This window comes from Enterococcus sp. DIV1537a (assembly GCF_051712085.1).
GTDB lineage: Bacteria > Bacillota > Bacilli > Lactobacillales > Enterococcaceae > Enterococcus > Enterococcus faecalis.
The window spans coordinates 865,001-888,966 of sequence record NZ_JBIOOE010000001.1; the positions used below are offsets into that span (position 1 = coordinate 865,001).

General features: G+C 36.6%; 24 protein-coding genes, 3 tRNA genes and 2 riboswitches (1 of these 29 cut by a window edge). Of the genes, 20 read left to right on the forward strand and 7 right to left on the reverse strand.

Annotated features, from left to right (window positions below):
- From IGJ41_RS04340 to IGJ41_RS04350, 3 genes are all read left to right on the forward strand, one after another.
- A tRNA-Gln gene (locus IGJ41_RS04340) sits at positions 1 to 20 on the forward strand; it begins 52 nt to the left of the window's first position.
- Positions 21 to 45: 25 nt separating this feature from the next.
- A tRNA-Cys gene (locus tag IGJ41_RS04345) sits at positions 46 to 116 on the forward strand.
- Positions 117 to 129: 13 nt separating this feature from the next.
- Positions 130 to 213: transfer RNA gene (locus tag IGJ41_RS04350), tRNA-Leu, on the forward strand.
- Between the two features lie 17 nt (positions 214 to 230).
- On the opposite strand, the gene IGJ41_RS04355 is transcribed toward IGJ41_RS04350, so the two are convergent.
- From IGJ41_RS04355 to IGJ41_RS04365, 3 genes are all read right to left on the reverse strand, one after another.
- A complete protein-coding gene (locus IGJ41_RS04355) occupies positions 231 to 491 on the reverse strand; it encodes a hypothetical protein (protein ID WP_010827271.1) in 261 nt (86 codons plus the stop codon).
- Positions 492 to 555: 64 nt separating this feature from the next.
- A riboswitch (M-box (ykoK) riboswitch) is annotated at positions 556 to 723 on the reverse strand.
- A 62-nt stretch (positions 724 to 785) separates the two neighbouring features.
- Positions 786 to 1,565, reverse strand: coding sequence for an ABC transporter ATP-binding protein (locus IGJ41_RS04360; protein ID WP_002360638.1), 780 nt, complete (start codon positions 1,563 to 1,565; stop codon positions 786 to 788).
- 88 nt (positions 1,566 to 1,653) lie between these two features.
- Positions 1,654 to 3,426, reverse strand: coding sequence for an ABC transporter permease subunit (locus IGJ41_RS04365; RefSeq protein WP_002384764.1), 1,773 nt, complete (start codon positions 3,424 to 3,426; stop codon positions 1,654 to 1,656).
- Positions 3,427 to 3,470: 44 nt separating this feature from the next.
- A riboswitch (M-box (ykoK) riboswitch) is annotated at positions 3,471 to 3,639 on the reverse strand.
- A gap of 314 nt (positions 3,640 to 3,953) precedes the next feature.
- Between IGJ41_RS04365 and IGJ41_RS04370 the strand changes: the two genes are divergently transcribed.
- The 3 genes from IGJ41_RS04370 (at position 3,954) to IGJ41_RS04380 (ending at position 6,761) form a co-directional block, all read left to right on the forward strand.
- On the forward strand, positions 3,954 to 4,469 hold the full coding sequence (locus IGJ41_RS04370; RefSeq protein ID WP_162782995.1) for an AAA family ATPase: 516 nt from the start codon (positions 3,954 to 3,956) through the stop codon (positions 4,467 to 4,469).
- A 268-nt stretch (positions 4,470 to 4,737) separates the two neighbouring features.
- Entirely contained in the window at positions 4,738 to 6,336 is a 1,599-nt protein-coding gene (locus IGJ41_RS04375) for an Nramp family divalent metal transporter (protein ID WP_104855718.1), read from the forward strand.
- A complete protein-coding gene (locus IGJ41_RS04380) occupies positions 6,336 to 6,761 on the forward strand; it encodes a universal stress protein (RefSeq protein WP_002358161.1) in 426 nt (141 codons plus the stop codon). Before IGJ41_RS04375 ends, IGJ41_RS04380 begins: the two co-directional genes overlap by 1 nt.
- 54 nt (positions 6,762 to 6,815) lie before the next feature.
- Here IGJ41_RS04380 and IGJ41_RS04385 read toward each other — a convergent pair whose 3' ends face one another.
- The gene (locus tag IGJ41_RS04385) at positions 6,816 to 8,486 is read right to left on the reverse strand and encodes a PucR family transcriptional regulator (protein ID WP_002358159.1); all 1,671 of its coding nucleotides are present in this window, start codon (positions 8,484 to 8,486) and stop codon (positions 6,816 to 6,818) included.
- A gap of 380 nt (positions 8,487 to 8,866) precedes the next feature.
- On the opposite strand from IGJ41_RS04385, the gene IGJ41_RS04390 reads away from it, so the two are divergent.
- The 5 genes from IGJ41_RS04390 (at position 8,867) to IGJ41_RS04410 (ending at position 14,205) form a co-directional block, all read left to right on the forward strand.
- Positions 8,867 to 10,528: a peptide ABC transporter substrate-binding protein gene (locus tag IGJ41_RS04390; protein WP_002363656.1), complete on the forward strand. Its 1,662-nt coding sequence runs from the start codon at positions 8,867 to 8,869 to the stop codon at positions 10,526 to 10,528.
- Positions 10,529 to 11,779: an amidohydrolase family protein gene (locus IGJ41_RS04395; RefSeq protein ID WP_162782996.1), complete on the forward strand. Its 1,251-nt coding sequence runs from the start codon at positions 10,529 to 10,531 to the stop codon at positions 11,777 to 11,779.
- Positions 11,776 to 12,993: an amidohydrolase gene (locus IGJ41_RS04400; protein WP_002371358.1), complete on the forward strand. Its 1,218-nt coding sequence runs from the start codon at positions 11,776 to 11,778 to the stop codon at positions 12,991 to 12,993. The genes IGJ41_RS04395 and IGJ41_RS04400 overlap by 4 nt, the downstream gene beginning before the upstream one ends.
- 234 nt (positions 12,994 to 13,227) lie before the next feature.
- On the forward strand, positions 13,228 to 13,707 hold the full coding sequence (locus IGJ41_RS04405; protein ID WP_002360627.1) for a GAF domain-containing protein: 480 nt from the start codon (positions 13,228 to 13,230) through the stop codon (positions 13,705 to 13,707).
- A gap of 66 nt (positions 13,708 to 13,773) precedes the next feature.
- Positions 13,774 to 14,205, forward strand: a complete 432-nt coding sequence (locus IGJ41_RS04410) for a VOC family protein (RefSeq protein ID WP_002382065.1) — start codon at positions 13,774 to 13,776, stop codon at positions 14,203 to 14,205.
- Positions 14,206 to 14,250: 45 nt separating this feature from the next.
- On the opposite strand, the gene IGJ41_RS04415 is transcribed toward IGJ41_RS04410, so the two are convergent.
- From IGJ41_RS04415 to galM, 3 genes are all read right to left on the reverse strand, one after another.
- Positions 14,251 to 14,889: a sugar O-acetyltransferase gene (locus IGJ41_RS04415; protein WP_002379300.1), complete on the reverse strand. Its 639-nt coding sequence runs from the start codon at positions 14,887 to 14,889 to the stop codon at positions 14,251 to 14,253.
- Positions 14,890 to 15,009: 120 nt separating this feature from the next.
- Positions 15,010 to 15,156 carry a hypothetical protein gene (locus tag IGJ41_RS04420; protein WP_002384758.1) on the reverse strand — a complete coding sequence of 49 codons (147 nt, stop codon included), beginning with the start codon at positions 15,154 to 15,156 and terminating at the stop codon, positions 15,010 to 15,012.
- A gap of 130 nt (positions 15,157 to 15,286) precedes the next feature.
- Positions 15,287 to 16,345, reverse strand: coding sequence for a galactose-1-epimerase (gene galM, locus IGJ41_RS04425; RefSeq protein ID WP_002384757.1), 1,059 nt, complete (start codon positions 16,343 to 16,345; stop codon positions 15,287 to 15,289).
- A gap of 187 nt (positions 16,346 to 16,532) precedes the next feature.
- Here galM and IGJ41_RS04430 point away from each other — a divergent pair, with 187 nt between their 5' ends.
- The 9 genes from IGJ41_RS04430 (at position 16,533) to IGJ41_RS04470 (ending at position 23,952) form a co-directional block, all read left to right on the forward strand.
- Positions 16,533 to 17,696: a galactokinase gene (locus IGJ41_RS04430; protein WP_016626768.1), complete on the forward strand. Its 1,164-nt coding sequence runs from the start codon at positions 16,533 to 16,535 to the stop codon at positions 17,694 to 17,696.
- A 15-nt stretch (positions 17,697 to 17,711) separates the two neighbouring features.
- Entirely contained in the window at positions 17,712 to 18,701 is a 990-nt protein-coding gene (gene galE, locus IGJ41_RS04435; RefSeq protein WP_010710165.1) for a UDP-glucose 4-epimerase GalE, read from the forward strand.
- Positions 18,702 to 18,715: 14 nt separating this feature from the next.
- Entirely contained in the window at positions 18,716 to 20,206 is a 1,491-nt protein-coding gene (galT, locus tag IGJ41_RS04440) for a UDP-glucose--hexose-1-phosphate uridylyltransferase (RefSeq protein ID WP_016626403.1), read from the forward strand.
- A gap of 6 nt (positions 20,207 to 20,212) precedes the next feature.
- Positions 20,213 to 21,217 carry a LacI family DNA-binding transcriptional regulator gene (locus IGJ41_RS04445; protein ID WP_438713939.1) on the forward strand — a complete coding sequence of 335 codons (1,005 nt, stop codon included), beginning with the start codon at positions 20,213 to 20,215 and terminating at the stop codon, positions 21,215 to 21,217.
- Between the two features lie 9 nt (positions 21,218 to 21,226).
- Positions 21,227 to 21,793 carry a kinase gene (locus IGJ41_RS04450; RefSeq protein WP_002408620.1) on the forward strand — a complete coding sequence of 189 codons (567 nt, stop codon included), beginning with the start codon at positions 21,227 to 21,229 and terminating at the stop codon, positions 21,791 to 21,793.
- A gap of 27 nt (positions 21,794 to 21,820) precedes the next feature.
- The gene (locus IGJ41_RS04455; protein WP_002390034.1) at positions 21,821 to 22,120 is read left to right on the forward strand and encodes a hypothetical protein; all 300 of its coding nucleotides are present in this window, start codon (positions 21,821 to 21,823) and stop codon (positions 22,118 to 22,120) included.
- Positions 22,121 to 22,186: 66 nt separating this feature from the next.
- On the forward strand, positions 22,187 to 22,699 hold the full coding sequence (locus tag IGJ41_RS04460) for a GNAT family N-acetyltransferase (RefSeq protein ID WP_016626404.1): 513 nt from the start codon (positions 22,187 to 22,189) through the stop codon (positions 22,697 to 22,699).
- A gap of 30 nt (positions 22,700 to 22,729) precedes the next feature.
- The gene (locus IGJ41_RS04465) at positions 22,730 to 23,488 is read left to right on the forward strand and encodes an aminoglycoside adenylyltransferase domain-containing protein (RefSeq protein ID WP_162782997.1); all 759 of its coding nucleotides are present in this window, start codon (positions 22,730 to 22,732) and stop codon (positions 23,486 to 23,488) included.
- A 23-nt stretch (positions 23,489 to 23,511) separates the two neighbouring features.
- Complete coding sequence (locus IGJ41_RS04470) at positions 23,512 to 23,952, forward strand: GNAT family N-acetyltransferase (protein WP_010712279.1); 441 nt, start codon at positions 23,512 to 23,514, stop codon at positions 23,950 to 23,952.
- Positions 23,953 to 23,966: the final 14 nt, after the last annotated feature.

Below are 23,966 nucleotides of genomic sequence, written 5' to 3' on the forward strand. Positions count from 1 at the left end.
TTCGAATCCAGCTACCCCAGTTTTTTTGTAACAAAAATGGAATATGGCGGTATAGCCAAGTGGTAAGGCAGAGGTCTGCAAAACCTTCATCACCGGTTCAAATCCGGTTACCGCCTTCCAAAATATCTTGCCGGCGTGGCGGAATTGGCAGACGCGCTGGACTCAAAATCCAGTTCCTTCACGGGAGTGCCGGTTCGACCCCGGCCGCCGGTATACTAAAGACTGTTAAATCATTGATTTAACAGTCTTTTTTGTTTATTATTTTCTCGAATACATAAAAAAACCATCTCAAAAAAATGAGATGGAAAGTTAAGTGAGAGAGTGATAAGTATAGTGCGAATAAATACAAGGGGTACAGAAGAATGTGGGGGTTCTGCATCATCGTCATTAAATGTTCCTGCAGTGGGAATATGAATTTCTGTCATATTATATTCAATAACTTGAACTGTGATGATTACAACAGTTCCAATGATTGCTAACATAGTAGTCATACTTTCACTCCTCTCTTAATTTTAAATAAAAGTACTTAACTGATTGACTAGAGACTAAAAATATACATCAACATGAACGTTGAGCTTTAGCACTATACAACGTAAAGATCACTCTTAGCTATTTTGAGAAAAGCCTTCTCCTCGACCAGTCTTGTTCTACTCATTGGTGTCTCTCGACATTTCTGAGCAATAGCCTATGTTTGTATAGGAGCCTCACCTAACTTATTACAAAGAAATAATAGTCTTTTAAGTAACTCTTTGTCAAGACATAAGCAGAAGTCAAAACAGTTCTATTTACAAATGAATGCGACGAACCATTTCTTCTGTTATTTGTTCTACAATATCAATGGTTGTTTTTGGCGAACGTTGATTTCTGGGGATATCGATTGAGTAAATTTTGGCAATACGACCAGGATTTGCATCCATTAATACAACCCGATCAGAAAGTTGGACTGCTTGTTGAACGTCATGCGTGATCATTACAATTGATTTAGTCGCAATTTGATTGTTTAACCAAATTTCTAATAAATCATTGGATAATTGGCTGGCTGTAATGATATCTAAAGCTGAAAAAGGTTCGTCTAAGAGCAATAAACTAGGTTCGATGGCTAAAGCACGAGCAAAGCCTACACGCTGTTTCATTCCACCAGATAACTCTCTGGGATAAGCTTTTTCAAAACCAGTTAAACCAATCATTTCAATGAGATTACTGACTCTTTTATTTATTTGTTCGCGAGAAATTTCTTTACGGTTTTCTAAGCCAAAGCTGATATTTTTTTCAACTGTCAACCAAGGAAAAAGGGCAAAATGTTGAAAAACCATGCCGATATTGGCATCAGGCTCATTAATGATTTTATCTTCAAAAGTAATTTCACCTCTAGTTGTACGAAGAAGTCCAGCGATACTTCTGAGCAACGTTGATTTTCCTGTTCCTGATTGTCCGATAATACTTAAAAATTCATTCGTTTTAACTGTTAAATCAATATTTTCAAGGACTTTTAAATGTTCTGAATGTCCTTCAATTTCAAATTCTTTATATACTGATTTTATGCTTAATAATTCTTTATTTTCCATCGTCTTATTAGATAGGTCAAGGGAAATAACCTATCGTTCTCCTCTCTAGTTTATCTTAAAAATTTAGTCGAGTTGAGTCGTCCAGCTATTAATAGTGAAATTTTTGTTTTGCTGCTCGATATAAAGGTTGCCAAACAAAGGCGATACATAAACCAACAACGAAACACATCGCTAAGGTTCCTAAGGCAGATTTATCTTTTACACCATCGTTTGCCGCAATATATTGTCCTAGGCCAGTAACATCTATTGATTTTTTGCCCCATTGAATGCTTTCTGCTGCGATATCAGCGTTCCAAGCAGCACCAGCAGCGTTAATAATTGCTGTAATGAGGTAAGGTAAAATAGAAGGGATCAAAAATTTTGTCCACCATTGCCATTTAGATAATTTAAAAAGTTTGGTTACGTCACGAATATCATCAGGGATGGCTAAGTAGCCAGCAATTACATTAAAGAAAAAATACCATTGGCAACCAACCATGATGAGTGGTAAAATCCACCATTCTAATTTGTTGAAGCCCATACTAATAATCAACACAATGAATGGAGTATAAACATTTGACGGAATGGAGCCTAAAATTTGTCCAATCGGTTGAACGATACTTAAGCGCCGATTATCATTCGCAACCCAGATTGCTAAGGGAGTAAAGATAATGCCAGCAACGACCATAGCCAAGGTAACCCGTAGCGTAGTATAAAGGGTTAATCTAGGAATCATGCTGAAATCTTGATGGGGCAAGAAATGATAGAGCTTAATAGAACAATAAACCCCAATAATGGTTAAGCTGACATACCATAATGTTTTGAAGAAATGGCGTAATTTTGCTAGTAATCGATAGAGATAGTCTAGCTTGAAAAAGTACCAAACTTTTGGTAAATCGTAAATCCAAAAATGACTGAATTTCACAAAAGCTTTTGAAAAGTATTTCGTTAAAGTTGCTTTTTTTAATAAATGATAAATGATGGATTTAGGTGGCGTTGTACTTTCGACATCTGTTTCATATTTAAAATAATAAGTGGCTCGAACTAAAGGTTGAAAAACTAAAAAGTTTAAAATCACCACATTGATTAGTAAGGCAAAAACAGCCCATAAACAGGATTTAAAGTCGGCTCGATTTAATGCTACTTGGATATAAGAACCAATTCCTGGTAAATAAAGGTTGGTTTCTTTAGGAAAGGCAACAGAAGCTTGCTCGCTGGCCACCAAGGCAAACCAAGCCGCAGTTTGAGAAATAATAACGTTCCAAAGTAAGCCAGGAATTGAGTAAACAAATTCAAGACGCCAAAATTTTTCCCAAGCATTGTACTTGAACTGATCGGTCACATTGACTAGATCTGAAGGAATAACTTCCATTATTTGATAAAGAGTCAACATGATGTTCCAAGCTTGACCTGTGAAGATGGCAAAAATAGCAACCGCTTCTGCACCCATCACATTTCCTGGAAATAAACCAAGTAACCAAGCAGTTGTAAAGGTCAAAAAGCCTAGTAATGGAACGGATTCAAGGAAATTAACTAATGGTAAAATGACTCTTCTTGCCGTTTTATATTTTACGGCTAAAATACCAAAAACAAAGGAAAACAGGAAGGACCAAGCCATACCCACAATCATTCGAAACATGGTTCGAATTGAAAAGTAAAAAAGATTTGATGGAGATAAGAAATCATCTGTTTTACTTGGTGTTGCGAGGAATTCTTCTGAGGGAAGGGTGTGAAGAGGGCGATTCATTTTTAGCCAAGAGAAGACGATGATAAAAATGAAAATGCCTAAAATGATGAGTAAGGTAAGATTCCCGATACTTTTAGCAAGTAGGGTATTTTTCTTAGATGATGCAGTGACAGCTTTCAATTTAAAAACCTCCAATTAATCATATTAAAGAGGTCGCCGAATAAAAGAAGAAGATTATAGGGTAATCACAATAATTGAGCTTTGGCTTTCTGAGACGTAAGAAAAAAAATTCTAGTTATCTTAGGAAAGCCTTAATTCGACAATCCCTGCTTTACTCGTTACTGTCTCTCGACATTTCCGAGCGATAACCTGTGTTCTTCAGAGTAACCTCACCTAATATGATTCTATTTGATTTACATGCTTATCATACTCGTGACTAAAAATAAAACAATTTCTAGCTGGTTATACCTGAATTACTGTTTGTTGTTATTCTATTCAATGATTCTTAAAAAGATTGCCCACATTCTGTTTTTTTAGGGGAAAATTATCAGATGAGTATGTTATGTAACCCGAGGTTAATAGCGTAGGATGTTGTATTTTTAGTTTGTCTCGTTTACTGTTAAAGATGTAAGTAGTAACTATAAGTGAATGGCTAAAAAAATTAAAAGTAATCTAGCACCTAAATTAAACAACAAAGAAATTTGTTCAGAAGAAAGGAAATTATGATGATTATTTGGTTAAACGGTGCGTTTGGAGCCGGAAAAACGACCATTGCACATGAGTTACAACAAAAACTTCCCAATGCAATCATTTATGATCCAGAAATTATTGGTAGTGCATTGATGGAGTTAGTTCCCGAAGAAATGAAAGAAAATGATTTTCAAGAGTATCAGGAATGGCGTTGCTGGAATGCTCATTTATTAAAACGAATGTCCAAAGAGTCTGGACGGACGATTATTGTTCCAATGACCCTTTATAAAAAAGAATATGAAGAAGAGCTGATTGGTTATTTGAGACGAGCTGGCATTGACGTTTATCATTTTTTGTTAGCGGTCGAGAAAGAAGAAATTTTACAGAGATTATTGAAAAGAAATGATGGAACTTTTGAATGGGGGAAAAATAAGTTGCCCGAAGTACTTGAAGGTTTTCGTCAGATTCAGTTTACCGAGATTTTTAGAAATCATTCAGCTGACACGACAGAAATTGTAGCATCCATTCTTAATAGAATAACCGAATAAAAATAAAATAAGGGACCTAAGCCGAAATGACTTAGGTCCCTTATTTTCTACTTCTTAAGATAATCAACTACCAGCTACCCTGATTTCTTCAAACTTTAAGACCGCACATTTACGACAATCTATTTTTACACTGTCAAAATTTTCTTTCAAGTCTTGCATTTTGTTATTTTTAGCAGTATATTTTAGGTGTACCTAAAATATATTAGAGGTTAACCTTCTAGCGGGAAGGGCCTTTTAAAATTATTGCAAAACGAAAGAAGGAATTGAATTGAAAAATTCAGAAGAACATGAACCAAAGCAAAGACATCATTTGATTGAATATGCAAATGGTCCTTCGCTTGAAGAAATTAATGGCACCATCAACGTGCCTAAAAATATGAGTTTTTGGAAAACGTTATTTGCTTACTCAGGTCCAGGAGCATTGGTAGCAGTGGGGTATATGGATCCAGGAAACTGGTCTACTTCAATTACTGGGGGACAAAATTTTCAATATTTATTGATGTCGATTATTTTAATTTCCAGTTTGATTGCAATGTTGCTCCAATATATGGCTGCTAAATTAGGTATTGTTTCACAGATGGATTTAGCACAAGCGATTCGTGCTAGAACTAGTAAGACGTTAGGTATTGTATTATGGATTTTAACAGAGTTAGCAATTATGGCTACAGATATCGCTGAAGTTATCGGGGGCGCAATTGCCTTATATTTATTATTTCATATTCCTTTAGGTCTGGCTGTCTTCATTACGGTATTTGATGTTTTACTTTTGTTGTTATTGACAAAAATTGGTTTTAGAAAAATTGAAGCTATTGTTGTTGCTTTAATTGTTGTTATTTTTGTGATTTTTGCTTATCAAGTGGCATTGTCAAATCCAGTATGGGGAGATGTAATTAAAGGGCTGGTTCCTAGCGCAGAAGCTTTTTCTACATCGCATGCGGTGAATGGGCAAACGCCACTGACAGGTGCATTGGGGATTATTGGTGCAACAGTGATGCCTCATAATTTGTATTTACATTCTTCTGTTGTCCAAAGTCGTAAAATTGATCGTAAAGATAAAACCGATATTCAACGCGCTTTACGCTTTTCAACTTGGGATTCTAATATTCAATTAACGATGGCATTTTTTGTTAACTCTTTGTTATTGATTATGGGTGTGGCCGTTTTTAAATCCGGCAGTGTCAAAGATCCTTCATTCTTTGGTTTGTTTGATGCTTTATCAAATCCAGCGGTTATGAGTAATTCTATTTTAGCGCATATTGCAGGTTCTGGAATTTTATCAATTTTATTTGCGGTAGCCTTATTGGCATCAGGACAAAATTCAACAATTACAGGAACCTTAACTGGTCAAATTATTATGGAAGGGTTTATTCATATGCGCGTACCAATTTGGTTACGTCGGATGGTCACACGTTTGTTATCTGTTATTCCTGTCTTAATCTGTGTTTTAATGACCAGCGGAAAAAGTACAGTGGAGGAGCATATTGCGATTAATAATTTAATGAACAATTCACAAGTTTTTCTAGCATTTGCTTTGCCATTTTCGATGTTGCCTTTACTGATGTTTACAGATAGCCGTGTTGAAATGGGTGAACATTTTAAAAACTCGTGGTTAATTAAATTGTTAGGCTGGGTTTCTGTCATTGGCTTAATTTACCTCAATATGAAAGGCTTACCTGATCAAATTGAAGGATTCTTCGGTGATAATCCGACAGCGAGTCAAATTACGTTAGCCGATAATATTGCTTATGTCATCATAGCACTCGTCATCCTCTTGTTAGTTTGGACGGTTGTAGAATTATATAAAGGCGATAAACGATATGCACAGCAGCTTGCAGCTATGGAGCAACAAGTAGAGGAGGTTAAATAATGAAATTTTCAAAAATTATGGTTGGTGTTGAAGAGTCGCCAGATGCGTTAAAAGCATTTCATTATGCTATCCAAAAAGCAAAAGAAGAACAAGCTGAATTGGTTATTGTTTCGATTTTAGAAGAGAAGGAGATTAATGTTTACCAATCGTTAGATAAAAATTATTGGCAAGAACAGTTGGCGAAATTAGAGAAACAAACGGAAAAATATCAACAAGAAGCGTTAGCGAATGGCATCGATAAAGTAAGTGTAATTGTCAATGAAGGGAACCCAGGGGAATTAATTATTAATAAGCTTATTCCTTTGAATAAACCAGATTTGTTAATTATTGGCTCCAAGTCAACTAGCAAATTAAAAAGCTTTTTTGGTAGCCAAGCAGCTTATATGGCTCGATATGCACCAATTTCTGTAATGATTATTCGCTAACAAAATTGAAACAGTTAAAAAAGCCGCCACGATTTACTATTCGTGGTGTTTTTTTTATAGTAATTTTTGTTTATATAAATAAACAGCCAAACTTAGTTGTAGCGAACTATCAGGAAATTCTAAAGTTAAGTGAAGAATCTCTTCTATTTTTTTTAAGCGGTAAATAATTGTATTACGATGTACATACATATTTGTGGCAGTCAACGAAATATTTTTATTCGATTGAAAGTAGGTATTGATGGTTTCTAGTAGGGAACTTTCATGTTTTTGATCTTCTTTTTCTAATGGTTCAATCAATCGTTGATATATTTTTTGTTTGGCTTGTTTGGTCAGGGTTTCGATCATTAAACGATAAAAAAAGAGGTCGTCATAATTCAAAATAGTTCGTTGTTGTAATTCTTGACTTGCTTGTGCTAAGTGGAATGTTTCTTGTGCTAATTTATAAGAATCACACAGATTGGTGATTTTTTTGACAGTTGGCCCAATCGCTAATTTAAATGATAATTTTGGATTCAGTTTCATTAGTTGCTCTAGTAAATTCTTGGCAAGATGAGTGGTTTGTGCAAGGTAGGTGGCTTCCTCTTGCGCTGGATTTTCTAGTAATAAAATAAAGCCAGTTTGTGTAGGAAAGGCAGTAATTTTTTGTCGATATCCTTCTAAAATATGATTCAATTGATGGCCAATGCTATTCATTTGAATAGTCGGATTAAACAGTTGTTCCAATTGTTCAATGGCTACAAGCAAGAGACTAAATGTATCTTTTTCATTTAATTGCAGATAATTACTAAATTCTTGCCAAGCTTGAGGATTGGTATTTTTTTCTTGGATAAGGTCTTGAAACAGCGCCCCGATCTTTTGCCTCGTTGTTAAATTTTCCGAAGATTCTAATTGAAGTTGTGGTAAAAGGTAGTGAGCACAGACCTCCACAGATAATAAATCAATCGTCTGTAATTTTTTGGTAGTTTGCCAAATCACTAAGTAAGATAAGCTGAGATTTTTCTTTTTGATGGGTAAAATTCGCAAAGATAACTGATGGTTCGCTAAGGAAAATTCAACAGTCAATGGTTCTTTATAAAATAATAGTAGCTCATTGTTCTGGGCTTTTAGAGCTGTCTCAAACTGTTTTTTGAGAGTCGCGTTGTTTAAAATACTGGTGATTCTTGTTGGCGCATCAGGTAAATCAAAATGATTCATAATCTGAAAACGCTCATCTAAAAGCATTACAGGCGCTTGAATCGCGGCACTTAATACTTCCAGTAATTGGGTACTTTTTCCGCCAGCTTTGATAATTGTATAAAATTTATTATGCATATGAACAGAATGTTGGCTAATCGTTTCGTCAGGTTGATTGACTCGGCGATTGACCAATGAAATAATTTGAGAAAAGTTGTAATTATAAGGGATTGAGAGAATTGGTAATCCGACGTCATTCGCTAATTGGATCATCTCTTGTGGAACTTCATTGAAATAACGTTGGACTTTAAAGCCTAGAGCAGCGCAGTTCATATTTGCTAGTTCTTGAATAAGACGTTTTTGCAAGCAAGGCTGATCTTTGAAAATATAGCCGGTAGTTAATAAAATTTCTCCTGGCGTTAACCAGTCAAAAGCATCAGGATTTTCTAAAATATTTGCTTGTAGAATTGGCGCATCTAAATTGGTCTCGTGCGTCAATAAGGTTAAACCAGGTAGTTCTTCTGCATGGAGTAGATCATTGACCGTCATCATTAGCAAGGCCTCCTTTTGTATGAATTATCTAAAAATTAAGTGTATTTATTGTAAGATGTTACAAAACTATTTTAGGGAAAATAAGGTATCCTTATACTAATAGAAAAAAGTTCCAAGTCATCACGTGATTGGTAGTCACAAGTGACCAAATAAGAACAATCAGCGCTTACAACCTATAGAAACGCATCGTTTAAAGATATAGCAATAGTATACTTAATTTTTAATGCTTTTACTATTGTTTCAGCTACTTTAAATTTCTCAAGTATTTCTATAATCTGTAAGTTTTTTGAGACTCTTATCAGATATGCTTCTTTTTCTATATTTTATCAGAAAATTCTGGTAACTTTGAAGGTTATAGTTTGTAAAATGGAGGGATCGGTATGAAAAAATTAAAAATGTTAGGATGCGTCGGTTTGCTTTTAGCTTTAACGGCTTGTCAGGCGGGAACGGGAAACTCGGCTGATAGTAACAAAGCAGCGGAACAAAAAATTGCAATTAGTTCTGAAGCGGCTATTTCGACAATGGAACCACACACAGCGGGGGATACGACCTCGACTTTAGTCATGAATCAAGTTTATGAAGGACTCTATGTTTTAGGTAAAGAAGATGAATTAGAGTTGGGGGTCGCTGCCGAAGAACCAGCGATTTCTGAAGATGAAACCGTTTATACATTTAAGATTAGAGAAGATGCCAAATGGTCGAATGATGATCCAGTAACAGCAAACGACTTTGTTTATGCATGGCAACAAGTTGCTTCCCCTAAATCAGGATCGATTCATCAAGCTTTATTTTTTGATGTCATTAAAAATGCTAAGGAAATTGCTTTAGAAGGCGCAGATGTGAATACTCTTGGGGTTAAGGCGCTAGATGATAAAACGTTAGAAATAACTTTAGAACGGCCCACCCCTTATTTGAAATCTTTGCTTTCGTTTCCTGTTTTGTTTCCGCAAAATGAAAAATATATCAAAGAACAAGGGGATAAATATGCCACTGATGCAGAACATTTGATTTATAATGGTCCTTTTAAATTGAAAGAATGGGATAATGCCTCTTCCGATGACTGGACCTACGAAAAAAATGATACGTATTGGGATGCTGAAAAAGTTAAATTAACAGAAGCGAAAGTTTCAGTAATTAAGAGCCCAACGACAGCGGTGAATTTGTTTGACTCGAATGAATTGGATGTAGTGAATAAGCTAAGTGGTGAATTTATTCCTGGTTATGTTGATAATCCAGCCTTTCTTTCAATTCCTCAATTCGTCACATACTTTTTAAAAATGAACAGCGTTCGTGATGGAAAAGAAAATCCGGCTTTAGCGAACAACAATATTCGTAAAGCGTTGGCACAAGCTTTTGATAAAGAAAGTTTTGTAAAAGAAGTCTTGCAAGATCAATCAACGGCTACAGATCAAGTAATTCCGCCGGGACAAACGATTGCGCCAGATGGAACAGATTTCACAAAACTAGCTGCTAAGAAAAATAACTACTTAACCTATGATACAGCGAAAGCAAAAGAATTCTGGGAAAAAGGTAAAAAAGAAATTGGGCTGGATAAAATCAAATTAGAATTTTTAACAGATGATACAGACAGCGCAAAAAAAGCTGCTGAGTTTTTCCAATTTCAATTGGAAGAAAATCTAGACGGATTAGAAGTGAATGTTACTCAAGTTCCTTTTACTATTCGTGTTGATCGTGATCAAACGAGAGACTATGATTTAGAATTATCTGGTTGGGGAACCGATTATCGTGATCCATTAACAGTTATGCGCATTTTTACTTCGGATAGTACCTTGGGCGGCGTAACGTTCAAGAGTGATACGTATGATCAATTAATCCAAGAGACTAGAACAACACATGCGGCTGATCAAGAGGCTCGTTTAAATGACTTTGCTCAAGCACAAGATATTTTGGTGAATCAGGAAACGGTTTTAGCACCAATCTACAATCGAAGCATTTCTGTATTAGCTAATCAAAAAATCAAGGATCTGTATTGGCATTCATTTGGACCTACGTACAGTTTAAAATGGGCTTATGTTAACTAATTGAATGAAGGTAGGAAGGGGTTTGTCATGCTTTTAAAAAACTGTAAATTAGAAACAGGATTTTCTACTGTGAATCAGCGAATTGTTGCGACAGAAACAGCTAGCTATGATATTCGAATTGAAAACGAGGTCTGTACTGCGGTCGCACCGCAGTTAAGGCCTTTAGAGAGCGAAACAGTTATCGATGTGAATCAGCAACTCGTTTTACCTGCTCTAAGAGAAATGCATATTCATATTGATAAAACGTATTTTGGGGGACCTTGGAAGGCCTGTCGTCCACTAACGAAAGGAATTTTAACACGTATTGAAGAAGAAACTTGGCTGTTACCTGAACAATTACCAACTAGTTTAGAACGTGCTTGCCAAGTTATTGAGCAGTATATTCAACAAGGCCATTATCATATTCGCAGTCATTGTAATGTAGATCCATCTATTGGAACGAAACATATTGAAATCACTAAAGAAGCATTTAGTCGATATGAACAATACATTACTCATGAAATTGTGGCTTTTCCTCAACACGGATTACTCCGCTCACAAGTCGAACCTTTGATGCGCGAAGCCTTACGCATGGGGGCAACTCATGTCGGTGGCGTTGATCCAGCCCTTGTGGATCGTCATGTGGATCATTCAATTGCAAAAATATTTGAATTAGCTACCACATTTAATAAAAAAATTGATGTTCATTTACACGCCCGTGATACTTTGGGACTTTATGAATTTAATAAATTTGTTGATTATACAGAACAAGCAAAAATGTTTGGCGAAGTCACTTTAAGTCATGCTTTAGCCTTAGGGGGCTTAGAAGAAGCAGCAATTAGAGACATTGCGCAAAAATTCATCGAAACAGGTATTGATTTGACTTCGACTGTACCGATTGGAATGCCCACCATGCCGATTCCAACCTTGGTTGAACAAGGTGTTAAGATCTCCGTGGCTCATGACAGTTTGACGGATCATTGGTCGCCTTTTGGCAGTGGCAATACAATAGAAAAATTAAATACAGCCGCTCAAAGATTTAAAATTAGCGATGAGTATCGCTTGAATCGTTTATGGGGCTTAGCGAGTAATTTTGTAACGCCTCTTGATCCTAACGGGCAGCGAGTTTGGCCTAACGTCGGCGATTCTGCAGATTTCCTACTATTTAATGCTGAGAGCACTGCTCACGTGATTGCACGCCAACAGCCAATCCAACAACTGATACTAAAAGGACAACTGGTTGAAGCCGTTCAAAAGGGGGAAAGAGAATGACAGCATCCATTGTTTATTTGAATAATGTTCGTTTAGAAACTGGTTTTGCTAAAGACCACCACGAATTAACGTATACTAAAACCGCACGCTATACTTTAGCGATTCAAGAAGGCAAAATCCAAGCGATTATTCCGCAAAATCAAGTCACTGAAAAGCAACAAGGCACTGATTTAAACGGACAACTGGCTATTCCCGCTTTTCAAGAGAGCCATAATCACTTAGATAAAACCTACCTTTCATTAGGCTGGCGTGCTAGCCAACCTGTTAAGAATTTAAAAGAGCGTTTAGCAGACGAAGCCAGTGAACTTAAATTGTTAGCGCCGTCAACAGAACAACGAGCGACGGCCATGATTGAAAAATTGATTGGTTATGGAGCCTCTTATATTCGGACACATGTCAACATTGATCCTTATGTAGAACTAGAAAACTTCTGGGGCGTCAAAAGAGCCTTAGAAAAATATGCGCATGTGATTGATTATGATATTGTTGTCTTTCCACAGCATGGATTATTAAAAAATCCCCACACGGTTTTACTCATGAGAGAAGCCCTAAAAAATGGTGGAACAATGGTTGGCGGTTTAGATCCTGCAGGCATTGATTATGCAATTGAAGAATCTTTAGAAACCATTTTTGATCTGGCAGAAGAATTTCAAGTAGGAATCGATATTCACTTGCATGATACGGGGGAAGTTGGCGTTTATACAATTGATAAATTTTTAGACATTTTGGAAGAACGAAAATTTACTCAGCGAACCGCTATCAGTCACGCCTTTGCGCTGCTAGATGTACGACCAGCAGAAAAAGAAAAACTATACCAACGCTTGGCAACGCATCAAACGGCGATTATGTCTACAATTCCCTATGATCCTCGTTATTTATTGCCACCAATTGATGTGTTACGCCAAGCTGGTGTATCGGTTCATTTAGGTAGTGATGGCTTTTTTGACTCTTGGAGTTCTAATGTTTCAGGTGATTTATTTGAAAAATTACGTAATTTTTGTGAAATGACAGGAAAGATTACAGAAGAGCAACTTACTCAAGCTTACGTCCATGGCTGTGGTAAAGAAGCACCTTTTTCATTTGAAGAAGAACGCCTTTGGTTTACAGAAGGCGACGAAGCAAACTTTATTTTTACAGAAGCAGCTTCTACAGCAGAAGTGATTGCTAGAAAACCACAGAAACGCCAGATTATGTTGAAAGGACAATGGGTTTAACTTGCTTTAAAATTAGGTAGAAATAGAATGCTAAAAAGCCAAACAGAGGAAACAGGGTTCAGCTCTGAGCGACGCATAGTGTCAGTCCTGCGGTTACTCGTCACAGTTTAATCCTTATAAAGTGCTTCTGCTCACAACGTGTATCAGCTTTTCAAGTTTGTTTGACTCACTTTAACATAGCACTTTTGCGTATCTTCCTTTATAATAAGACAAAATGAAGGAGATGAACCAAGCATGACTGAACAAACGAGAGAAAACAAAAAAGCAGCCTACGAATTGTGCTTACAACAATTGAGCGGTTTGCTAGAAATAGAAACGGATGCTATTGCAAATTTAGCAAACTCGTCCGCGTTACTTGCACAAACATTACCAGATACCGTTTTTGCTGGGTATTATTTATATAAAGATGAAGAATTAGTTTTGGGGCCTTTTCAAGGGAAAGTCTCTTGTACCAGAATTAAAATGGGCAAAGGTGTCTGTGGTGAGTCCGCGGAAAAACAAGCTACATTGATTGTTGATAACGTGAAGACACACGCCAATTATATTTCTTGTGACTCAGCTGCGATGTCTGAAATCGTTGTACCGATGGTAAAAAATCATCAATTGGTCGGTGTTTTAGATATTGATAGTGGTGTAACAAATAGCTATGATGCGGTTGACCAACTGTATTTGGAAAAATTTGTTACCTTGTTACTAGAAAAATCAGATTTTTAAGCAGACTATTTTTGCTTTCTGACAAATCATGAGAAAATAAAGTATAAAATTTGATCATGAAAGAAGGTGAGTCATTTGTTAGAGCTGTATATAAATTTTAAAGGTGAAGCAAAAGAAGCAATTGCGTTCTATGAAGATGTTTTTGATACAAAATGTCAAAATTTAATGACTTTTGGCGAAGCACCTGAGGATCCTGAGCATCCTATAAACGACGAGATAAAGGATTTAGTGATGAACGCAAGTATCATTATTGAAGGAACCTATGTAATGATTTCAGATGTTCCTGATATGTTTGGTTTTGAAGTTACGGAAGGAAATAACCTTTCGCTCGTGGTTAGCACAGATGATGATGAAAAAATTGATCGCTTATTTAAACGATTATCTGAAGGTGGCACTGTTACAATGCCATTATCTGAAACTTTTTGGTCCAAAAAGTATGGTTCCCTAAAAGATCAGTTTGGCATCCATTGGATGTTTAATTATTATGAAGAAGATTAAAATAAAAAATCCCCAATCCGTTATTTTCATTGGATTGGGGATTTTTTATTCATGAAAGAATTGCTTCTTAGCGATTTGATACTGGCGTTGCTTTTCTGTCCAAAATTGCTGATCGTTTTCATCAATTTTGCGAATGACTTTTGCTGGATTACCCCCAACAATCGTGTTCGCAGGAACGTCTTTTGTAACCACAGCACCAGCAGCGACAATAGCATTTTTTCCAATTGTAACGCCAGGTAAAATGGTGGCACTGCCGCCAATCCACACGTTATCTTCAACAATAATTGGCGTACCGAATTCTAATTCTGCAGTTCGAATCGTTGGATCAATTGGATGGCCGGCAGTATAAAAACTAGCACGAGGGCCAACCATGACGTTATCACCGAAGATGATTTTGTTTACATCTAAAAAAATGCAATCCATATTTGCATAAAAATTTTCTCCTACCTCAATATGGCGACCGTAATCTACATGGAGGGGTGGGGTGATATATAACTCATTGCCAGTTTTTCCTAATAATTCTTTTTCTAGGGCCACAATTTCTTTCACATTGTCGATAGGAAGTTGATTGATTTTTTGAGCTAACACCTTGCCTTTTGTTGATTTGTTTTCGGGTAAAATGGTGGGGGCGTAATATAATTCACCTTTTAACATTTGCATATAATCAAAGTCATTTTGTTTCATATAAGCGCTCCTTTAGGCTTTTTCTCTATTGTATCAAATCAATACAATAAGTCGAGGAATATGTAAAATAAAAAAGGACAGATAGCAAAATAGCCTTGCTTATCTATCCTTTACCTAAGGTTATCCAATTTTTTTAACTCTCCCGCCAATTTTATCTGCTAATTTTTGTGCTTCTTTTTCAGAGTGGTAAACTAAACAACCTGATTTATCTCGCGTACGTTTACCATCTGCAGTTAAATAGCCATGAAAAAATTTGATTGCATACATAGACATCACCACCTTTCTAATTGAAAATAGTGTAAATGGAGCGATTAAAAATGTCAAATAATAGAAGTGCTCTTAACCATTCTTATCTTTTTTAGTTCGAAGATAAGCTTGGTTAAGAGCATCTTTTCACTTAATAAATTAGTTTGAAACGGGTCGTTGAGTGAAATTCCTGTTCAGGTGAGAGGGTGATAGAACCGAACAAGGGAAATCTTTCAGCACCAGGACAGACTTGGGTTTCAAATGTGAGCGCTCCGTGATTGACTAATTTTTGCCCTTGAATATCGGGACCGTTATCAGCAAAATTTGCTGAAAAAATAACAACTGAAGGTTGATCAGTGAACATTTCTAAGGTGATATCTTTAGTAGGACTTTTTAAGATAACATCTGGGTTAATTAAATCATGATTGGTTAAGATGAAAGGGTGATCGAAGCCGTTCATCTTTTGGATTTGTTCATCGTTACTTGAAAAAACCTCAGCTAATTTTTTAGGTTTTTGTAAATCAAAAGCTGTCTGGTCGACGGAAGCTAATTCTCCAAGTGGTAAAACTCTTTCATCAAGCGGGACATACTTTTGGGCATTTATTTGCAACTCATGCGCATCAATGGGGATTGCGGGATTTCCAGTTAAATTAAAGTAGACATGATTGGTTGGATTAAAAAGTGTTTGTTCATCTGTAGTTGCCTGATACTCAATTTGCCATTCATTTTCTTCAGTCAATGTATACGTGACTGAAACAGTGAGATTTCCAGGAAAACCATTTTCACCAGCAGGACTCTCTAGCCAAAATTTCACAGAAGGATTCACTTGTGCCTCTTGGATTTCGCTGTGCCATTTTTTACTTTCAAACCCAGGTGTGCCGCCGTGAAGTGTTGTTTGAGTAGGAGTATTAATCATCGTTTGATACGTTTTACCCGCTAGTTCAAAGGAGCCATCGGCAATTCGACCAGCTGTTCGACCAATTGTTGCACCAAAATATAAGTCTTTAGACAAATATTCATCTGCTGAGGGAAAGCCTAGCACGAGTGATCGGGATTCATTTTTTGTAAGAGGAACGTCGAGCGCAACAATTCGCGCACCAAAATCTGTTGCTTTTAAAGTCACACCATTTTTATTCGTCAGTGTGTAAAGAAGCATTCCTTGTCCAAATGATTCAGTTGAAATAGTCAAAATAATCAATCCTTCTTTCAAGTAAATATTTAGTAAATTTAACTTTGTTGTTTAGATTATTTAAATAGTCGAAAAGAAACGCTAAGAAAATAAATCTTTATTTAATTGTATTGTACACGTTTTCAATCAAAATGACAATTAAGTAAATATTTGCAAAAGTTTAGTAAATATTATACAATTTGTTTACTAGTGAAAGGAGCGATTAGTGATGGAAGAACTGTTAATGAATCGATTTGTAGAAATATTTGGTGAGAAAGGGACAGCCTGTTATTTTGCCCCTGGAAGAATTAATTTGATTGGTGAACATACAGATTACAATGGCGGTCATGTTTTCCCAGCGGCTATTACTTTAGGGACATTTGGTGTGGCAAGAAAAAGAGACGACCAAAAAATTCGAATGTTTTCTGATAATTTTAAAGAGGTTGGTCTCATCGAATTTTCATTAGAAGATTTAACCTATTCAGATTCAGATGATTGGGCAAATTATCCTAAAGGCGTTTTAAATTACTTGATTGAAAGCGGACACAATATTGATTCTGGCTTAGATGTGCTCTTCTACGGTACGATTCCTAATGGTGCTGGCTTGTCTTCTTCTGCTTCTATTGAACTTTTAATGGGGACGATCTGTAATGATTTATATGCTTTACACTGTCCAATGCTTGAATTGGTGCAAATCGGTAAAAAAGTGGAGAATGAATTTATTGGAGTTAATTCAGGAATTATGGACCAATTTGCCGTAGGGATGGGAGAAAAAGATCAAGCTATTCTACTAGATACCAATAATATGCACTATGAAATGGTTCCCGCCAAATTAGGTGAGTATACGATTGTCATTATGAATACTAACAAACGTCGTGAATTAGCAGATTCAAAATATAATGAACGCCGTGCAGAATGCGAAGAAGCCGTTCGTTTGCTTCAAAAAGAGTTATCTATTGAATTTTTAGGTGAATTAGACAGCGAGACATTTGAACAATATCAAGTATTGATTGGAGATCCAACGTTGATTAAACGAGCGCGTCATGCCGTCACAGAAAATGAACGAACTTTATTGGCAAAACAAGCGCTAACTGAAGGGGATTTGGAAGAATTTGGCTTATTATTAAATGCCTCACATCTTTCGCTAAAAGAAGATTACGAAGTAACCGGTATTGAGTTGGATACCTTAGTGGCTTGTGCGCAAGAACAACCAGGCGTTTTGGGCGCACGGATGACTGGTGCAGGGTTTGGCGGTTGTAGTATTGCTTTGGTACCAAAGCAAAATATAGATGCATTTATTGAAGCTGTTGGCCAGAGTTATCAAGATAAAATTGGCTATGCTGCTGATTTTTATCCTGCATCAATTGATGATGGTGCCAGAAAGTTATTTTAGAAAGGAAGGCTTTAAATGTCTATTTTAGTATTAGGTGGCGCAGGCTACATTGGCTCACATGCCGTCGATCAATTAATTTCAAAAGGATATGCCGTTGTTGTTGTTGATAATTTATTAACGGGACATCGTTCAGCAGTTCATGAACAAGCGACTTTCTATGAAGGCGATATTCGTGATAAAGCTTTTTTACGTAGTGTCTTTGAAAAGGAATCAATTGAAGGTGTGTTGCACTTTGCGGCCAATTCTTTAGTAGGAGAATCCGTGGAGCAACCGTTAATGTATTTCAATAACAATGTTCATGGCACTCAAATTGCCTTGGAAGTCATGCAAGAATTCGGAGTGAAACACATTGTTTTTTCTTCCACAGCGGCCACTTATGGAGAACCAAAAGCAATGCCTATTACAGAAGAAACCCCAACGAATCCTAAAAACCCGTATGGGGAAAGTAAATTAATGATGGAAAAAATCATGAAATGGTGCGACAACGCTTATGGAATGAAATATGTTGCTTTGCGTTATTTTAATGTTGCAGGAGCAAAAAAAGATGCCTCAATTGGTGAGGATCACACGCCAGAAACGCATATTGTGCCAATTATTTTACAAGTGGCATTGGGCCAACGAGCAGAGCTAAGCATTTTTGGGGATGATTATGATACACCAGATGGCACGTGCATTCGAGATTATGTTTACATTGAAGACTTGATTGCAGCACATATTTTGGCTTTAGAATACTTGAAAAATGGCGGCGAAAGTGACGTCTTTAACCTGGGTAGCAACAACGGCTATTCTGTTAAAGAAATGTTAGATGCTGCACGCGAAGTGACAGGTCAAGAAATCCCTGCGACAATCGCGCCACGCCGAGCAGGGGATCCTAGTACGTTAATTGCTTCTAGTGAAAAAGCCAAACGAGTTTTAGGCTGGCAACCAGAAGTAACTGAGGTCAAGGACATTATCGCCACCGCTTGGCAATGGCATGTGAAACATCCTCAAGGCTATAATGAATAGGAGAACATCAGATGATGAAAGAAAGTAGTAAATGGATTGCTGCATTTGTAGAGATAATCATAGAAAATGGCGATTGGACGGAAACAGACCGTTATTATTTGACGAATCGGATTGCCAAACTAGTTGGCTGTGATTTTTTTGAACAACCAGAAGCGGTTGCTTGTGAGCAAGAACCGTTGCGTGTGGTGGAACATCTTTTAAACATTGCACAAGCCAATCACCAAATCAATGACTCAATTACGGAAGCAGAACAACTAGAAGCGGAGTTAATGGATTTTATTACGCCGACCCCAACCACTATTAATCGGAAGTTTATGGACTATTATCAAGAGTCTCCACGAAAAGCAACGGATTATTTTTATCAGTTATGTAAAACGAATAACTACATTAAAACGAAAGCAATCGCCAAAAATATTATTTTCCCAATGGACTCACCCTATGGTAAACTAGAAATTACCATTAACTTATCGAAGCCAGAAAAGGATGCTCGAAAAATTTTGGCTGAAAAGAAAATGAGTCAAAAAAAATATCCAGCGTGTATGTTATGTATGGAAAATGAAGGCTATTATGGCCGTGTGAATTATCCAGCACGGACAAACCATCGGATTATCCGACTAAATTTAGAGGACGAAGCTTGGGGCTTTCAATATTCGCCATATGCTTACTATAATGAGCATGCGATTTTCTTGGACCAACAACATCGAGAAATGAAAATCGAGAAAAAAACGTTCCAGCGGCTCCTTAAAATTACGGAGTTATTCCCTGAATATTTTGTGGGCTCTAATGCAGATTTGCCAATTGTTGGTGGTTCTATTTTATCTCATGATCATTACCAAGCAGGACGTCATACATTTCCAATGGATTTAGCACCAATGGAAACAAGATTTTCTTTGAAAAAATATCCTGAGATAACTGCTGGTATTTTAAAATGGCCGATGTCTGTGATTCGTCTTCAAAGTAATCATCAAGAGGAACTAGTTGAGGCGGCCGAATTAATTTTGACCAAATGGCGCAATTATTCTGATGAACGTGTCTCAGTTCGGGCCTATTCAGAAGATGGCACACCGCATCATACGATTACGCCAATTGCTCGACGCAAAGGGTCATTATTTGAATTGGATTTAGTTTTACGAGATAATAATGTTTCGGAGGAATTTCCAGATGGCATTTTTCATCCACATCCAGAAGTACAACATATTAAGAAAGAAAATATTGGCTTAATTGAAGTAATGGGACTAGCTATTTTGCCACCAAGGCTGGCACAAGAATTAAGAGAAGTCGAAAAGTATTTATTAAAGCAACCCAATCAAATTGCTGAAAGTCATCGAGCTTGGGCGGATGAACTCAGTCAGCAAACCATCACTGAAGCCAATGTCAAAGAAGTGATCCAACAAGGAATTGGGACAATTTTTGTTCAAATTTTAACAGATGCCGGCGTCTTTAAACGTGATGAAGAAGGCCGTCGTGCTTTTGAACGATTTATTCAATGTATTGAAAATGATTAATTTGAGGTGAGGAACATCGTAACCATTAAAGATATAGCAGAGCAAGTCGGTGTTTCTTCAGCGACAGTTTCGAGAGTTTTGAACTATGATGAAACATTATCAGTTAGTGATGAAACGAAGAAGAAAATATTTGAAACAGCAGAAACGTTAAATTATAAAAAGCGAGCCAGAAAAAAACAAGCAGGCAAAAAGAAAATTCGGTTTGTCCAATGGTTCAGCGATCCAGAAGAACTGGATGATATTTACTATTTATCGATTCGTTTAGGTGTTGAAAAGCGGGCAGAGGAATTGGGTTTTCTTTTAGTCAAAGAATCTCTGACAAACCTGTCTCAAAAAAGATTTGACGGGACAATTGCCCTAGGAAAATTTGATGAAAAGCAAGTGGCGGCCTTAGCCGCCTTAGGCGCACCTCTTCTATTTGTAGACTTTGATGCAATGGCTTTTGGCCAAAACTCCATTGTTGTTGATTTTGCTGGAAGTGTTAAAACAATTGTGCAAGAATTTTTGGCGCAAGGGCATCAGAAAATCGGTATGCTTTCTGGGCAAGAATATACGAAAGAGTCCCGCGTGGCATTGGTTGATCCACGTTTTGTCGCTTTTAAAGAAACCTTAAAAGATTTGGACCTTTATCATCAAGAATGGGTTGTCGAAGCAGCTTTTTCTGTTGAAGAAGGCTATCAAGCGATGAAAGACTTTATTGAAAAAGCGGACACTCGTCCAACCGCTTTTTTCGCTGCAAGTGATACGTTGGCAATTGGTGCGATGCGGGCGTTACAAGAAGCAGCCATTCGTGTGCCAGAAGATATTTCTATCATTGGTTTTAATGATATTAGTGTCGCAAAATATGTTTCACCAACATTAACAACAGTTAAAGTTCATACTGAATGGATGGGTGAGCTAGCCGTTGAGACAATTAAAGAGTTATGCTTGAATACCCCACCAGTTCCTAGAAAAATTATTGTCGGAACGGAATTCATTCAGCGAGATTCAACGAAACATTCATCAAAATAACAGCAAAACTTGGAGAGTTTTTTCCAAGTTTTTTGCTCTTTTCTGCTTGTTTTCAACAATCAAGAAAATGGAGGGAAACAGATGCAACCGAAATTAATTATTTTACGTGGTAATTCTGGTAGTGGTAAAACAACGATAGCTAAAGCGCTTCATCAGTGTCTTAAAGAACAATCGTTATTGATTTCTCAAGATGTGGTGCGCAGAGAAATGCTTCGTGTTAAAGATGAAACAGGTAATCTAAGTATTGCTTTGTTAAAACAGTTGGTAGCTTTTGGTTATCAAGAATGCCAGTATGTGATTGTTGAAGGGATTTTTCAAAAAGCCATTTATCATTCCTTTTTTCAGGAAATAATCCATCTCTTTGAAGGAAACGTTCAGGTTTATTATTTTGATATTTCTTTTGAAGAAACGCTGAAAAGACATAGCCAGAGAAACAAGAATCAAGAATTTGGTGTCGTGGAAATGAAACGTTGGTGGCTACCAGAAGATTATTTAGAGCTTCCGGGAGAAAAGCGGTTATCTGAACAACTGTCTGAAAAGCAGATTATCAGGCAAATTTTAGCAGATATTCAGTAGTAAGTGCTGCGCTTTTTAGAGAAATGGATGTTGTGGTATGATAAAAAAGAAGGAGTGGTTTCAATGGATTACCAAGAACGATTAAAAAATTTACCACCTGAAGTCATGACAGCTTTTTCAGAATCATTTATTTTTTTAATCAGTAACGATAAAGTTCAACATTTCCCTGCTCGAGACTTAACGCAAGCTGAAATGATTCAACGAGTGAAAGAGAAATTAGGTGAAGCGGTGACGTGGTCCTTATGGCAAGGGTTCGTTATTGCTGTTAATTCAGAAGAAACATGTGTTGCTGTTTTGCCCAAATATCATCAACTCGATGGTTTTTGAAAATGAATAAGGGAGCGAAGAATTATTCGCTTCGTTTTATAAAATGAAAACGCTTTTCGGGAGGGAATGCTAATGTCTGAGCTAGTGGTTATTAGAGAAATGCAAGAGAAAGATATCTTAGCGCTGGATACTCAATTTGCCCAACAAGGTTGGCCAAGTCGCCAAGAGATTTTAATGAACTATTTAGAAGAACAATTAGTCAAGCAACGAACGGTTTTTGTAGCGGAGAAAAAGGCAACGCTGTTAGGTTATGTGACGTTACTGCCATTAGCTAAGGAAGGACCTTTTAAAAATTTATATCCTGAAATAGCTGATTTCAATGTTTTCTTGTCATTTCAAAAACAAGGAGTGGGGCGGTTATTATTAAATCGTGCAGAAAATGTTGCCAAAAGTTATGCAGATACTGTTTCCTTGGGAGTAGGCCTGCATCCTGGTTATGGTGCAGCGCAAAGATTATATATCAAACAGGGATATGTGCCAGATGGTTCAGGAGTCTGGTTTCAAAATAAGCAGCTGAAACCAAACAATCGGTGTGTTAATGATGATGCGTTAGTTCTTTATTTATCGAAAAAACTATAGCAATTGTCAATCAATAATGGAGGAATAATCGTGGTTCATCAATTATTGGCTCAAACGGAAAATGGATATATGAAAATAATAAAAGAAAATTTAGTTGGAATATATCTTCATGGTTCTTATGCTTTTGGAACCTATTGTCATTCAGTAAGTGATTTGGATGTACTGATTGTGGTTTATGAAAAGCTTACTATTGATGAGAAGAAACAATTATTAGATTATACAATTAATATTTTAGATAAGTGGGCACCAAAAAAAGGGATAGAATTCCATGTGCTACAATTAAAAGATACAATAAATTTGAGTTATCCGATTCCCTTCGATTTACATTTTTCTCCGATACATCGTTCCAGATATCTGACTAATAAAAATAAATATATTGAAGATATGATGGGATACGATGAGGATCTAGTGGCACATCTTATGATTACAAAATTATATGGAAAAGTACTCGTAGGAAAACCGATTGATTCCGTTTTTGGCTGGATAGATCAAAAGAAATATTTTGAAAGTATTGTAGCTGATGTGAAAGAGGCAAAAAAAGAAATTGTTCAACAACCTATGTACGTTATTTTAAATATGTGTAGAGTAATGGCATTTAAGCAAGAGAATAAAATTTTATCAAAAAGGGCTGGAGGGGAATGGGGCCTAGTACATTTTCCTACTAATTATCATTCGCTGATACAACTAGCTTTAAAAGAGTATCGAGGCGAAACAGTTTTGTTAGAGCAATACAATGATTCAGAATTAAATGATTTTGCAGATATTATGCTTTCGTTATTATTTAAGTAAGAATGTAAAGGAGGTTGTTACCCTTGATTAGAAAAATGAAGCCAACAGATGCAGCGGCGTTAACTATCATTAATAAAGAACAATTGGGCTATGAAGTTCCCGTTGACGTGACCTGTAAACAGATTGAGAAATTACTACTAGCCAGTGACAGAGAGTTTTTATATGTTTATGAAGAAACGAAGACAGGCAAGATTTTAGGCTATGTGCATGCCCAACTGTATGAAACAATTTATTCCCAAACGTTATTGAACGTTCTGGGATTAGCAGTGGCAAAAGAAGCAGAAGGCCGTGGAATTGGCAAACAATTAATGACGAAACTAGAAACGGAAGCTAAAAAGTATAACTTGTGTGCGATTCGCTTAAATTCAGGGGAACAGCGTACAGCAGCACATCAATTTTATGAACACATTGGCTATGTTTCTGATAAAAAACAAAAGCGATTCATTAAATACTTGGATACTTAAGTTATGTCTTTAAA

Coding starts and splice junctions, on each gene's coding strand:
- IGJ41_RS04355 (WP_010827271.1), bottom strand. CDS start 491: ATGACTACTATGTTAGCAATCATTGGAACTGTTGTAATCATCACAGTT.
- IGJ41_RS04360 (WP_002360638.1), bottom strand. CDS start 1,565: ATGGAAAATAAAGAATTATTAAGCATAAAATCAGTATATAAAGAATTT.
- IGJ41_RS04370 (WP_162782995.1), top strand. CDS start 3,954: ATGATGATTATTTGGTTAAACGGTGCGTTTGGAGCCGGAAAAACGACC.
- IGJ41_RS04380 (WP_002358161.1), top strand. CDS start 6,336: ATGAAATTTTCAAAAATTATGGTTGGTGTTGAAGAGTCGCCAGATGCG.
- IGJ41_RS04385 (WP_002358159.1), bottom strand. CDS start 8,486: ATGATGACGGTCAATGATCTACTCCATGCAGAAGAACTACCTGGTTTA.
- IGJ41_RS04390 (WP_002363656.1), top strand. CDS start 8,867: ATGAAAAAATTAAAAATGTTAGGATGCGTCGGTTTGCTTTTAGCTTTA.
- IGJ41_RS04400 (WP_002371358.1), top strand. CDS start 11,776: ATGACAGCATCCATTGTTTATTTGAATAATGTTCGTTTAGAAACTGGT.
- IGJ41_RS04405 (WP_002360627.1), top strand. CDS start 13,228: ATGACTGAACAAACGAGAGAAAACAAAAAAGCAGCCTACGAATTGTGC.
- IGJ41_RS04415 (WP_002379300.1), bottom strand. CDS start 14,889: ATGAAACAAAATGACTTTGATTATATGCAAATGTTAAAAGGTGAATTA.
- IGJ41_RS04420 (WP_002384758.1), bottom strand. CDS start 15,156: ATGTATGCAATCAAATTTTTTCATGGCTATTTAACTGCAGATGGTAAA.
- IGJ41_RS04430 (WP_016626768.1), top strand. CDS start 16,533: ATGGAAGAACTGTTAATGAATCGATTTGTAGAAATATTTGGTGAGAAA.
- galE (WP_010710165.1), top strand. CDS start 17,712: ATGTCTATTTTAGTATTAGGTGGCGCAGGCTACATTGGCTCACATGCC.
- galT (WP_016626403.1), top strand. CDS start 18,716: ATGAAAGAAAGTAGTAAATGGATTGCTGCATTTGTAGAGATAATCATA.
- IGJ41_RS04455 (WP_002390034.1), top strand. CDS start 21,821: ATGTTGTGGTATGATAAAAAAGAAGGAGTGGTTTCAATGGATTACCAA.
- IGJ41_RS04460 (WP_016626404.1), top strand. CDS start 22,187: ATGCTAATGTCTGAGCTAGTGGTTATTAGAGAAATGCAAGAGAAAGAT.